Annotated in this window: 9 protein-coding genes and 1 pseudogene; 7 read left to right on the forward strand and 3 right to left on the reverse strand. The window is 50.9% G+C overall.

Features of this window, described 5'->3' with window-relative positions:
- Positions 1-8: 8 nt before the first annotated feature.
- Complete coding sequence (locus tag NM96_05820; protein ID AVR78916.1) at positions 9-926, forward strand: U32 family peptidase; 918 nt, start codon at positions 9-11, stop codon at positions 924-926.
- On the forward strand, positions 913-1,353 hold the full coding sequence (locus NM96_05825) for a Sterol-binding domain protein (GenBank protein ID AVR78917.1): 441 nt from the start codon (positions 913-915) through the stop codon (positions 1,351-1,353). The genes NM96_05820 and NM96_05825 overlap by 14 nt, the downstream gene beginning before the upstream one ends.
- 133 nt (positions 1,354-1,486) lie before the next feature.
- Here NM96_05825 and NM96_05830 read toward each other — a convergent pair whose 3' ends face one another.
- Complete coding sequence (locus NM96_05830; protein AVR78918.1) at positions 1,487-3,199, reverse strand: proline--tRNA ligase; 1,713 nt, start codon at positions 3,197-3,199, stop codon at positions 1,487-1,489.
- 449 nt (positions 3,200-3,648) lie between these two features.
- On the opposite strand from NM96_05830, the gene fghA reads away from it, so the two are divergent.
- Positions 3,649-4,497 carry an S-formylglutathione hydrolase gene (gene fghA, locus NM96_05835; GenBank protein ID AVR78919.1) on the forward strand — a complete coding sequence of 283 codons (849 nt, stop codon included), beginning with the start codon at positions 3,649-3,651 and terminating at the stop codon, positions 4,495-4,497.
- A pseudogene (locus NM96_05840) lies at positions 4,478-4,669 on the forward strand (hypothetical protein). Before fghA ends, NM96_05840 begins: the two are co-directional and overlap by 20 nt.
- A 52-nt stretch (positions 4,670-4,721) precedes the next feature.
- Here the strand turns inward: NM96_05840 and NM96_05845 are convergent.
- The gene (locus NM96_05845) at positions 4,722-5,561 is read right to left on the reverse strand and encodes a DUF4198 domain-containing protein (GenBank protein AVR78920.1); all 840 of its coding nucleotides are present in this window, start codon (positions 5,559-5,561) and stop codon (positions 4,722-4,724) included.
- Between the two features lie 251 nt (positions 5,562-5,812).
- Between NM96_05845 and NM96_05850 the strand changes: the two genes are divergently transcribed.
- Entirely contained in the window at positions 5,813-6,778 is a 966-nt protein-coding gene (locus NM96_05850; GenBank protein AVR78921.1) for an IS30 family transposase, read from the forward strand.
- A gap of 83 nt (positions 6,779-6,861) precedes the next feature.
- Here NM96_05850 and NM96_05855 read toward each other — a convergent pair whose 3' ends face one another.
- Entirely contained in the window at positions 6,862-7,683 is an 822-nt protein-coding gene (locus tag NM96_05855) for a kinase/pyrophosphorylase (protein ID AVR78922.1), read from the reverse strand.
- 418 nt (positions 7,684-8,101) lie between these two features.
- On the opposite strand from NM96_05855, the gene NM96_05860 reads away from it, so the two are divergent.
- The gene (locus NM96_05860) at positions 8,102-10,486 is read left to right on the forward strand and encodes a phosphoenolpyruvate synthase (protein ID AVR78923.1); all 2,385 of its coding nucleotides are present in this window, start codon (positions 8,102-8,104) and stop codon (positions 10,484-10,486) included.
- Between the two features lie 411 nt (positions 10,487-10,897).
- Positions 10,898-11,515 carry a LysM peptidoglycan-binding domain-containing protein gene (locus NM96_05865; protein ID AVR80280.1) on the forward strand — a complete coding sequence of 206 codons (618 nt, stop codon included), beginning with the start codon at positions 10,898-10,900 and terminating at the stop codon, positions 11,513-11,515.
- Positions 11,516-11,774 lie beyond the last annotated feature (259 nt).

The raw sequence follows: 11,774 nt of genomic DNA on the forward strand, positions 1-11,774 counted from the left end.
GGGAAAAAATGAATCCGATGAAACTATCATTGGGGCCGGTTTTGTTTTTCTGGCAGAAGGAAGCGCTGCTGGAATTTTACGCCGCCATGCTGGATGCGCCGGTGGATACCATTTATTTGGGCGAAATGGTGTGTTCGCGCCGCCAGAAAATGCGTTTTGCCGATTGGGTCAGCTTGGCGGAAGACTTGGCGGAAAGCGGCAAGGAAATTATTTTGTCGTCTCAGGTGCTGCTGGAAAGCGAATCCGATTTGAAACGCCTGCGCAAAATCACAGGGCAGGACAAATTTAAAGTCGAAGCCAACGACATGGGCGCGGTCAAATTGGCGCGCGAACACGGCATTCCGTTTGTCGCCGGCGCCAGCCTGAACATTTACAACGAAAGCACGCTGGCACTGTTCCAAAAACTGGGCGCATACCGCTGGATTGCGCCGTCTGAGTTGAGCCGCGACAAAGTTGCTGAAATCATCAAGGCTTCAGACGACATCGAAACGGAATTGTTTGCTTGGGGCAAAATGCCTTTGGCGTACTCTTCACGCTGCTTTACCGCGCGGCATTACAACCTGAACAAAGACGGCTGCGAATTCCGCTGCCTCGACCACGAACACGGCCTCACCATGAACACCCGCGAAGGCCAGCCGTTCCTCACCATCAACGGCATCCAAACCATGTCTTACGGCTGCCAAAACCTGCTGCCGCACCATGAGGATTTGCGGCAAATCGGCGTAAACATGCTGCGCCTGTCGCCGCAAATGCACGGCATGGCGGAAATCGTCCGTATCCACCGCGACGTATTGGACGGCAAAACCGCCTTGGCGGACGCGCTGCCCGAATTGGAAAGACTGACCACCGGAACGCTGGTGGACGGCTATTGGCACGGCCAGCCGGGTATCGAAGCCGTGAAGGAGGAATATTATGGCGTTGCCTGAAATCGTATTGCCCGCATGGGCGGGAAAAATCGGCGGCAAACTGCCGGGCAGGCCGCCGCGTTTCGCTTTGGTTTTTGCCCTCAACACCATGCTCAAACGCGGATTGCTGCCCGCCGACATGAGTCTGTTTGACGGCAAAAAATTCGAAATCGACGTATTGGACGCAGGCATCAAGGTGCGTTTCACCGCCAATGCCGAGAAATTTATTGATGCGGATTTTTTCGGCACGCCCGATTTGCGCCTTGCCGCCAACGGTATCGACTTTATGCGCATGATGATGCGCGAGGAAGATCCGGATACTTTGTTTTTCAACCGCAAACTGCAAATCGAAGGCGATACTGAACTGGGGCTGATTACCAAAAATCTGCTCGACAGCGTGGACTGGCCGTTCGGCGATTGGTTTTTGAAACGGCAGTTGTCCGATTGAATGCCGGTTCGTGCAAGAATGAAGCAAAGCGTTCATCCATTAAACTTCTGATTTCACAATAATGAAGGTCGTCTGAAACCTGTTTCCAGTTTTCAGACGACCTTCTTTCATCTACATCCGTTTTAAACCGTCATTAGTCTTTCAATGCAGTCAAAACTTTGTCGGCGATTTCATTCAGGCTCACGGTTTGTGCCTGATTGTCGCGGCGTTCGGCGTATTCGACATTGCCTTCTTTCAAGGCACGGTCGCCGATGACGATGCGGTGCGGGATGCCCAGAAGCTCGGAGTCGTTGAGCAACACGCCTGCGCGTTCGTCGCGGTCGTCGAGAAGGACGTCCGCGCCTGCGGCCAGCAGTTCGGCGTAGATTTTGTCGGCGGCTTCGCGTACGGAGTCTGATTTTTTGTAGTTCATCGGCACGATAACGACTTCAAACGGCGCCATTGCTTTGGTCCAGATAATACCTTTTTCGTCGTTATTTTGCTCGATGGCAGCGGCCACAACGCGAGTAATACCGATACCGTAGCAGCCCATTTCCATGATTTGCGATTTGCCGTTGTTGTCAAGGAAGTTTACGTTCATGGCTTGGGTGTATTTGTCGCGCAATTGGAAGACATGTCCGACTTCGATGCCGCGTGCCAGTTTCAGACGGCCTTGTCCGTCGGGGCTTTCGTCGCCTTCGACGACGTTGCGCAAATCGACGAATTCAGGCTCGGCGGCGTCGCGGCCGAAGTTGAAGCCGGTATAGTGGTAGTCGTCTTCATTCGCGCCGATAACCCAGTCTGCGCCTTTTTCGGTGGCGAAATCGGCATAGACTTTGCCTGTGAAGCCGACAGGGCCGAGCGAGCCGCCGTTTGCACCGAACTGCACTCGGATGGCGGCAGGGTCTGCCATGGTCAGCGGCGATTTCACGCCTGCGAGTTTTTCGGCTTTGATGTCGTTGAACTCATGGTCGCCGCGCAACAGCAATAAGACGATTTCGCCTTCGTTTTCGCCTTCGACCACGATGGATTTCAGTGTTTTTTCAATCGGAATGCTGAGGAAGTCAACCAATGAATCAATGGTTTTGACGTTCGGCGTGTGTACTTTGGCCAGCTCTGCCTGAGCGGCTGCGCGTTCGCCTTTGAGCGGCAAGGTCGGAGCCAGCTCGATATTGGCGGCGTAATCGGAAGTGTCGCTATATGCAATCACATCTTCGCCGCTTTCCGCCAACACTTGAAACTCGTGCGAACCGGTGCCGCCGATGCTGCCGGTGTCTGCGGCGACGGGGCGGAATTCCAAGCCCAGACGGGTGAAGATGCGGCAGTAAGCATCGTACATGGCATCATAGGTCGTCTGAAGCGAGGCGTAGTCGGCATGGAAGGAATAGGCGTCTTTCATGACGAATTCGCGCGCACGCATGACGCCGAAGCGCGGGCGCACCTCGTCGCGGAATTTGGTTTGGATGTGGTAAAAGTTTTTCGGCAGCTGTTTGTAGCTGTTGATTTCTTTGCGCACGATGTCGGCGATGACTTCCTCGCAGGTCGGTCCCATGCAGAAATCGCGGTCGTGGCGGTCTTTCAGGCGCAGCAGTTCTTTACCGTAAAATTCCCAGCGGCCGGATTCCTGCCACAGCTCGGCAGGCTGCACCACCGGCATCAGCAACTCCACGCTGCCCGCGCGCGCCATTTCTTCGCGCACGACGTTTTCGACTTTACGCAACACGCGCAACCCCATCGGCATCCAAGTATAAAGGCCGGACGCGTTGGCTTTAATCAGACCGGCGCGAATCATCAGCTTGTGGCTGGCAAGCGCGGCTTCGGCGGGGGCTTCTTTCAGGGTGGAAATGAAAAATTGGCTGGCTTTCATGGTGTGTTTTTCTGTGTAAAAAAGTAAGCGCGTATTGTAACGCGAAAGGCAGGGGGATTGAAGTTTTTCCCTATGCGGGAGCCGCCGCAGTCTTTCTTTTTGAGTCGATTCATCTGACATTTATCGGGCGTGTCAATCACTTTTTATACACAATTTCGCATTGGCTTGTTTTGCTTATAGATTTTTCCCATAAGGGCTTTGAAATTTTTTATTTTTATAACTAATTGATTTTATTGTATTTTATTTGACTATTTTTTAAGCACCGAAAGGCTTGGGTTGTTCCAAAAGCAAAAATTCCGATTACCCAAAGCTTATCAACAAACTTATCCACAGAGTTTGTGTATAGATTGATGTCGTCTGAAACCATACCGTTCGATAGGTTTTTAAAAGCCCGTAACGCGGTCTTTCTGTTAAGATGATGCCTTCGCTTTTTTCACGCCATACTATCTATGTCCGCACACGAATTACACCTGCTTTCACGCGCCAAAATGTTCAACGGCCATCAAGAACAATACCGCTGCTTTTCCGAAACCTGCCAAACCGATATGACCTTCGGCATCTACCTTCCGCCGCAGGTATTGAAAGGCTATCCCGCGCCGGTTTTGTATTTCTTGTCGGGACTGCACGGCGACGGCTCGGAACTGATACGCCAAACCGGCATCCAGCGTTTCGCCGCGCAATGGAACATCATCGTCGTTTTCCCCGACACCTCGCCGCGCGGCAGCCATATTAGCGACAGCGCGAACGAATTTATCGGACAGGGCGCGGGATTTTACGTCGATGCAGCCGAACAGCCGTGGGCGGCGCATTATCAGATGTACAGCCATATCAGCCGCGAACTGCCCGATTGGGTGGAACGGCATTTCCCCGCCACCCAAGAACGCAGCATCGCAGGTTTCAGCATGGGCGGACACGGCGCGCTTTCCATCGCCCTGAAAAACCCCAGCCGCTATGTCGCCGTTTCCGCGTTTGCACCCTTGTGCCATCCGACCGCCAGCCGGGGTGGGAAGCAGGCGTTTGCCGCCTATCTGGGCGCGGAATCGGAGGCTTGGCAGGCTTACGACAGCGCATCGCTCGTTCAGACGACCTCACGCAAGCTGCCGATACTCATCGACCAAGGCAGCATTGATCCGCTGTTCCCCGACGAATTACAACCCGAAGCCTTCGTCAATGCCGCCCGCGCTAACGGCTTTAACGTGCAATATAAAGTCCGCCCCGGCTACGGACACGATTATTTCTTCATCGCCAGCTTTATCGACTCGCATATCGAGTTTCACGCTGAGGCATTGGGCTTGTAAATCCGCCACTTATAGTGGATTAACTTTAAACCAGTACGGCGTTACCTCGCCTTAGCTCAAAGAGAACGATTCTCTAAGGTGCTGAAGCACCAAGTGAATCAGTTCCGTACTATCTGTACTGTCTGCGGCTTCGTCGCCTTGTCCTGATTTAAATTTAATCCACTATATAAAGAAAGGTCGTCTGAAAACCTTTTCAGACGACCTTTTTGATCTTTCACACTCAATTAGTGTTGATGATGATGGTGTTCATGCCGTTCAGCCGCGCGTTTCGTTCCGACGGGCATAATCAGCGTTGCATAGGCATTGTCTTGTTGGCAAACACTTTTATCGGCATAATCCGCCTGATGGGCGGCTTTGATTTTCCACAAACCTTCAATCAAAGGAATCACGTTGACGACGCCGTCTTTATCCGTTTTCCCTGAGAAACCTTGCGGCTCGCGGTGGTCGTGTGTCGCTGCCAAGTCCATTTCCGCCAGCGTATCCGAGCTTGCCGTTACCGTCGCTTTTGCCAACGGTTTGCCTTTATAAAGCACTTTAATCGGCAGCAGGCCGCCTACCTTGACTTCATTCGGATTTTTCAGCGGAACCAGCTCCAATTCATGACCGACCGGACGGGTCAATACGCTTTCATCCAAGCCTGCGCCACCCACTTGCAAAAACGCTTTGCCGAACATCTGAGCCTGTTCGCAATAAGTCGCGCCGGGCAGGTCTTTCAAGGTTTTCTGTTTCCAGCCTTCGCTGTTTTGCGACCAGAACGTCGGTTTGTACACCGCGCCGACCCAATACGAACCGTCTTTCAGGCGGGATTTGGAAACATATTGGTAATTTTCACCTTTATTCGTCAAATCGACCGTTTTTCCGGATTTGTCCGTTAATTGCAGCGGTTTGAAAATATGCACACGGTCGTCGGCGATTTTTTCAACATTCGGGAAATCATGGCTGTAACCCAAATCCGCTTTCAACGTACTGCCCGAATCCAAACGCACCGGAGCCGACACCCACAAATCATGCGCCTGCGCCGCCATGCTCAAGCCCAATGCGCCAAGTATCCATAATTTTTTCATGTTTCTTCCTCAAATTTGATTGTTTACGGTTCAAAAGCCAACGGAAAGCCCGAAAAGCAAGGCAACCTTACTCTTTTTATTTCAAAATGTAAATATTATTGATGATTGTTTTTAGTTACAAAGAACTAGAAATCCTTAAAGGGACAACAGAAAACAAGAGGTCGGCGGATTCGCATTTGAAGTGCAACTTTCCATAACAGAAAAAGGCCAGTATGCGGTAGCATACGGCCTTTCCTGCAAGAAAGATTGCCATGAGCTACACACAACTGACCCAAGACGAACGATACCATATCCAATACCTGTCCCGCCACTGCACCATCGCCGAAATCGCCAAACAACTTAACCGCCACAAAAGCACCATCAGCCGAGAAATCAAGCGGCACTGCATCCAAGGACAGCAGTACAGCGCCGAAAAAGCACAGAAGCAAAGCCGGCTGACCAAACAGCACCGGCGAAAACCCTATAAGCTCGATTCGCAGCTGGTTCAACACATCGACACCCTTATCCGCCGCAAACTCAGTCCCGAACAGGTATGCGCCTACCTGCGCAAACACCACGGTATCACACTCCATCACAGCACCGTTTACCGCTACCTTCGCCAAGACAAAAACAACGGCGGCACTTTGTGGCAACACCTCAGAATATGCAGCAAACCCTACCGCAAACGCTACGGCAGCACATGGACCAGAGGCAAAGTGCCCGACCGTGTCGGCATAGAAAACCGACCCGCCATCGTCGACCAAAAAAAACGCATCGGCGATTGGGAAGCCGACACCATCGTCGGCAAAGGACAGAAAAGCGCATTACTGACCTTGGTCGAACGCGTTACCCGCTACACCATCATCTGCAAATTGAAGAACTTAAAAGCCGAAGACACTACCCTAGCAGCCATTAGGGTATTAAAGGCACATAAAGCCAGAGTGCACACCATCACCATGGACAACGGCAAAGAGTTCTACCAGCACACCAAAATAGCCAAAGCATTAGCAGCGAAAACCTATTTTTGCCGCCCCTACCATTCTTGGGAGAAAGGGCTGAATGAGAACACCAACGGACTCATCCGCCAATATTTCCCCAAACAAACCGATTTCCGAAACATCAGCGATCGGGAGATACGCAGGGTTCAAGATGAGTTGAACCACCGGCCAAGAAAAACACTTGGCTACGAAACGCCAAGTGTTTTATTCTTGAATCTGTTCAAACCACTGATACACTAGTGTTGCACTTGAAATCCGAATCCAAGGTCGTCTGAAACACCAAATTGCTTTTCAGACGACCTCTTGCTCATACTTTAAGAAAATCAAAAACGCCGCTTCAATTTGCAGGCTTGAAGGATATGGACGGCAAGTTCTTCCACCGATTTATCCGTCGTATTAGTGAACGGGATGCCGTGGCGTTTGAACATATTTTGCGCATCGGCAATTTCACTGCGGCAGGTATCGATTTTGGCATAAGTCGAATTCGGACGGCGCTCTTGACGGATGGCCTGCAGGCGTTCGGGTTGAATGGTCAGGCCGAACAGTTTGTCTTTGTAAGGTTTGACCATGCGCGGCAGGTCGGTGGATTCCAAATCGTCGGGAATCAGCGGGTAATTGGCGGCGCGGATGCCGTATTGCAGAGCAAGGTAAAGACAGGTCGGCGTTTTGCCCGAACGCGATACGCCCATCAGGATCACATCGGCTTCTTTCAGGTTTTTATCGCTGACGCCGTCGTCGTGGTTGAGCGAGAAATTGACCGCCTCCATACGCGCATCGTAGCGTTGCGTATTGCCGATACTGTGGTGCCCCTGCTCGGCGGCAACCGCCTCGGTGTTGAGTTCTTTTTCCAAAAGCCCGAGGAAGGTTTCGAAAAAATTGATATGGAAAGCGCCCGCTTTTTTGATGATTTCACGGATTTCGTCATTAACGACGCTGACGAAGGCAATCGGGCGCAAACCGTTTTCCTGAGCGTTGCGGTTGACTATTTCGACGACGGTACGCGCTTTTTCAGGCGTATCAATGAAAGGATAGGTGTGGCGTTTGAATTCGATTCTGCCAAACTGATTCAGCAGTGCCTCACCGATATTTTCAGCAGTCAGGCCGGTACGGTCGGAAATATAAAACACATGGCGCGGGGCGGTCATTCGGTTATCCTCTAAAATTTTAAATGGTTGCAGGCAGTCATCATAGCAGCTGAAACCTTCTAAATAAAGGGAATACGCTTAAATTACACCCAACTACGCCAAAATCAAACTACTTTATAAACGCATTTTTATTCCAATAATTAAATTATCTTAAAATTTTATACCCATCCAAAACCTTTCCAAACTCTACCAATCAGTCATTAATCTATTTCAAACCTTATGTTTTACAAAGAAATAGACAATGGGAATAATGGCTTCCCCATCAGATTTCATTTGACTACACGCCTGAAGCCCGCAATTTTTCAGACGACCCGCAAATAAATCGAGACAGAAAAAGCATGACAGCGGTCGTTTGAATCGCTTAAAATAACAAAGCGTATTCGTTTCTTTTTTAACATATCTTGGATTGGACACACAAATGGCTGACAACTACGTAATTTGGTTTGAAAACCTGCGTATGACTGATGTTGAAAGCGTGGGCGGCAAAAACGCCTCCCTGGGTGAAATGATCAGTCAGCTGACTGAAAAAGGCGTCCGCGTCCCCGGCGGCTTTGCCACTACTGCCGAAGCCTACCGCGCATTTTTGGCGCACAACGGACTGAGCGAGCGTATTTCCGCCGCACTGGCACAACTGGATGTGGAAGATGTCGCCGAACTGGCGCGCGTCGGTAAAGAAATCCGCCAATGGATTTTGGATACGCCCTTCCCCGAACAACTGGATGCCGAAATCGAAACGGCATGGAACAAAATGGTTGCAGACGCAGGCGGCGCGGATATTTCCGTTGCCGTCCGTTCTTCTGCAACCGCCGAAGACCTGCCCGACGCATCGTTTGCAGGTCAACAAGAAACCTTCTTGAATATCAACGGCTTGGAAAACGTCAAAGAAGCCATGCGCCATGTATTCGCTTCTTTGTACAACGACCGTGCCATCTCCTACCGCGTACATAAAGGCTTCGAACACGACATCGTCGCCCTCTCCGCAGGCGTGCAACGCATGGTGCGTTCCGACAGCGGCGCGTCCGGCGTCATGTTCACCCTCGACACCGAATCTGGCTTCGACCAAGTCGTTTTCGTGACTTCATCTTACGGTCTGGGCGAAAACGTCGTGCAGGGCGCGGTCAACCCCGACGAATTCTATGTATTCAAACCCACGCTGAAAGCAGGCAAACCTGCCATCCTACGCAAAACCATGGGTTCGAAACAAATCAAAATGATCTTTACCGACAAAGCAGAAGCCGGTAAATCCGTGATGAACGTCGATGTTCCTGAAGAAGACCGCAACCGCTTCTCCATTACCGACGAAGAAATCACCGAGTTGGCACACTACGCGCTAACAATCGAAAAACACTACGGCCGCCCGATGGATATCGAGTGGGGCCGTGACGGCTTGGACGGCAAACTCTACATCCTGCAAGCCCGCCCCGAGACCGTGAAATCCCAAGAAGAAAGCAGCCGCAACCTGCGCCGCTTCGACATCAACGGCGACAAAAACGTCTTGTGTGAAGGCCGCGCCATCGGTCAAAAAGTCGGTCAAGGCAAAGTCCGTTTGGTGAAAGACGCCTCCGAAATGGATTCCGTTGAAGCAGGCGACGTACTCGTTACCGACATGACCGACCCGGATTGGGAGCCGGTAATGAAACGCGCTTCCGCCATCGTTACCAACCGCGGCGGCCGCACCTGCCACGCCGCCATCATCGCGCGCGAACTGGGTATTCCTGCCGTAGTCGGCTGCGGCGACGCAACCGAATTGCTGAGCAACGGTCAAGAAGTTACCGTATCCTGTGCCGAAGGCGATACAGGCTTTATCTACTCCGACCTGCTGGACGTACAAATCACCGACGTTGCCTTGGACAATATGCCCAAAGCGCCGGTTAAAGTGATGATGAATGTCGGCAACCCCGAACTGGCATTCAGCTTCGCCAACCTGCCGAGCGAAGGCATCGGCTTGGCACGCATGGAATTCATCATCAACCGCCAAATCGGCATCCACCCGAAAGCCTTGTTGGAATTTGACAAACAAGACGATGAATTGAAAGCGGAAATTACCCGCCGCATCGCCGGCTACGCCTCCCCTGTCGACTTCTACGTCGATAAAATCGCCGAAGGCGTGGCAACATTGGCCGCATCGGTTTATCCGCGTAAAACCATCGTCCGTATGTCCGATTTCAAATCCAACGAATACGCCAACTTGGTCGGCGGCAGCATTTACGAACCGCACGAAGAAAACCCGATGCTAGGCTTCCGCGGTGCAGCGCGTTACGTTGCCGAAAGCTTCAAAGACTGCTTCGCGCTCGAATGCAAAGCCCTTAAACGCGTCCGAGACGAAATGGGTCTGACCAACGTCGAAATCATGATTCCGTTCGTCCGCACGTTGGGCGAAGCCGAAGCCGTCGTCAAAGCCTTGAAAGAAAACGGTTTAGAACGCGGCAAAAACGGCCTGCGCCTGATCATGATGTGCGAACTGCCGAGCAACGCGGTATTGGCAGAACAATTCCTGCAATACTTCGACGGCTTCTCTATCGGTTCCAACGACATGACCCAGCTGACCCTCGGCCTCGACCGCGACAGCGGCTTGGTGTCCGAATCGTTTGACGAACGCAACCCTGCCGTCAAAGTGATGCTGCATTTGGCAATCTCTGCCTGCCGCAAACAAAACAAATACGTCGGTATCTGCGGTCAAGGCCCGTCAGACCATCCGGACTTCGCCAAATGGCTGGTTCAAGAAGGCATCGAAAGCGTTTCCCTGAATCCGGATACCGTCATCGAAACTTGGCTGTATTTGGCTAATGAGTTGAATAAATAAGATTTTTTATAAAATCTAAAAATCCCCCATCCCTAAAGCGGACGGGGGATTTGTTTTAGCCATCTAACGGCAGATATAATTTGACTTTATAGTGGATTAAATTTAAATCAGGACAAGGCGACGAAGTCGCAGACAGTACAGATAGTACGGCAAGGCGAGGCAACGCCGTACTGGTTTAAAGTTAATCCACTATATTTTACGCTGAGTAAAATATGCTTCTAATCAAAAAGATAAAATTCCGCCGCCATTTAGCGCACATAAAACATCTCGAAAGCCGATGAACCTTCACCCAGATAAAGCGTCTGAAGACAATTCATTCGCTGATTTTTATTAAATAGACATATGATGAATACCATTCCCTTTTTTCAGACGACCTTCAAACGATTAAGCCCTTTCTGTCTGACACTTTTTCTGGCTGCCTGCGCCGAAAGTGGTTCACCGACGGGTGCGGTTCCCGATGGCTATTACAGAGTCAAGCCTGGCGATACGCTATCCCAGATTGCTAAACGCCACGGCCAAAGCATCCATACCTTGGCATCTTGGAACAACTTGCAAGACACTTCTAAAATCGAAGTAGGTCAAGTATTACGTATCCGACGCAATACGCGCCCTATTTCCCAATCAAACCAAGCAACTCAGGCTGTCGCACCGATCAACCGCCTGAACTTACTATGGCCTGTCGAAAACGGACGCAACTCCGTTATCAAGCAGTACAACGGAACAACCAACAAAGGCATCGATATAGCAGGTACATCCGGAGAGCCTGTAAAATCTGCAGCTGCGGGGAAAGTATTGTATGTCGGAGAAGAAGTACGGGGTTACGGCAAACTGATTTTAATTAGCCACAATGATTATGCGATTACAGCTTATGCACATAATGATGCCTTACTGGTACAAAAAGACCAGCAGGTTGCAGCCGGTCAGCAGATTGCAACGATGGGCAGCACAGACACCGACAGCGTAAAGCTGCATTTCGAAGTCCGTCTGAACGGCAAAGCCGTCAATCCTATGCCATACTTGCCCAATTAACATCCTCAAACTTCAAAAGGTCGTCTGAATACTCTCTTCCGACTTTCAGACGACCTTTGTAGCTCCGCATAAGTTTATCGGAATGCCGCCATCTATCTCCCATCCAACTACTTTTTCCAAGCCGGAGCGGACAGATGTGGCAACCGTTTTGCAATGATTTCACTATATTATCCAGTCAATCAAACATTGTGATATACTAGCCAGCTAATTTTCCTGCCTTTTGCAAGCAACGGACGATAAAAGCCCCGATGGGTCGGAG

Origin of the sequence: Neisseria mucosa (genome assembly GCA_003028315.1) — a bacterium.
Lineage (GTDB): Bacteria > Pseudomonadota > Gammaproteobacteria > Burkholderiales > Neisseriaceae > Neisseria > Neisseria mucosa.

Excerpts from the sequence above, each read along its gene's own strand:
- NM96_05820 (AVR78916.1), top strand. The coding sequence starts at position 9 with ATGAATCCGATGAAACTATCATTGGGGCCGGTTTTGTTTTTCTGGCAG.
- NM96_05825 (AVR78917.1), top strand. The coding sequence starts at position 913 with ATGGCGTTGCCTGAAATCGTATTGCCCGCATGGGCGGGAAAAATCGGC.
- NM96_05830 (AVR78918.1), bottom strand. The coding sequence starts at position 3,199 with ATGAAAGCCAGCCAATTTTTCATTTCCACCCTGAAAGAAGCCCCCGCC.
- fghA (AVR78919.1), top strand. The coding sequence starts at position 3,649 with ATGTCCGCACACGAATTACACCTGCTTTCACGCGCCAAAATGTTCAAC.
- NM96_05845 (AVR78920.1), bottom strand. The coding sequence starts at position 5,561 with ATGAAAAAATTATGGATACTTGGCGCATTGGGCTTGAGCATGGCGGCG.
- NM96_05850 (AVR78921.1), top strand. The coding sequence starts at position 5,813 with ATGAGCTACACACAACTGACCCAAGACGAACGATACCATATCCAATAC.
- NM96_05855 (AVR78922.1), bottom strand. The coding sequence starts at position 7,683 with ATGACCGCCCCGCGCCATGTGTTTTATATTTCCGACCGTACCGGCCTG.
- NM96_05860 (AVR78923.1), top strand. The coding sequence starts at position 8,102 with ATGGCTGACAACTACGTAATTTGGTTTGAAAACCTGCGTATGACTGAT.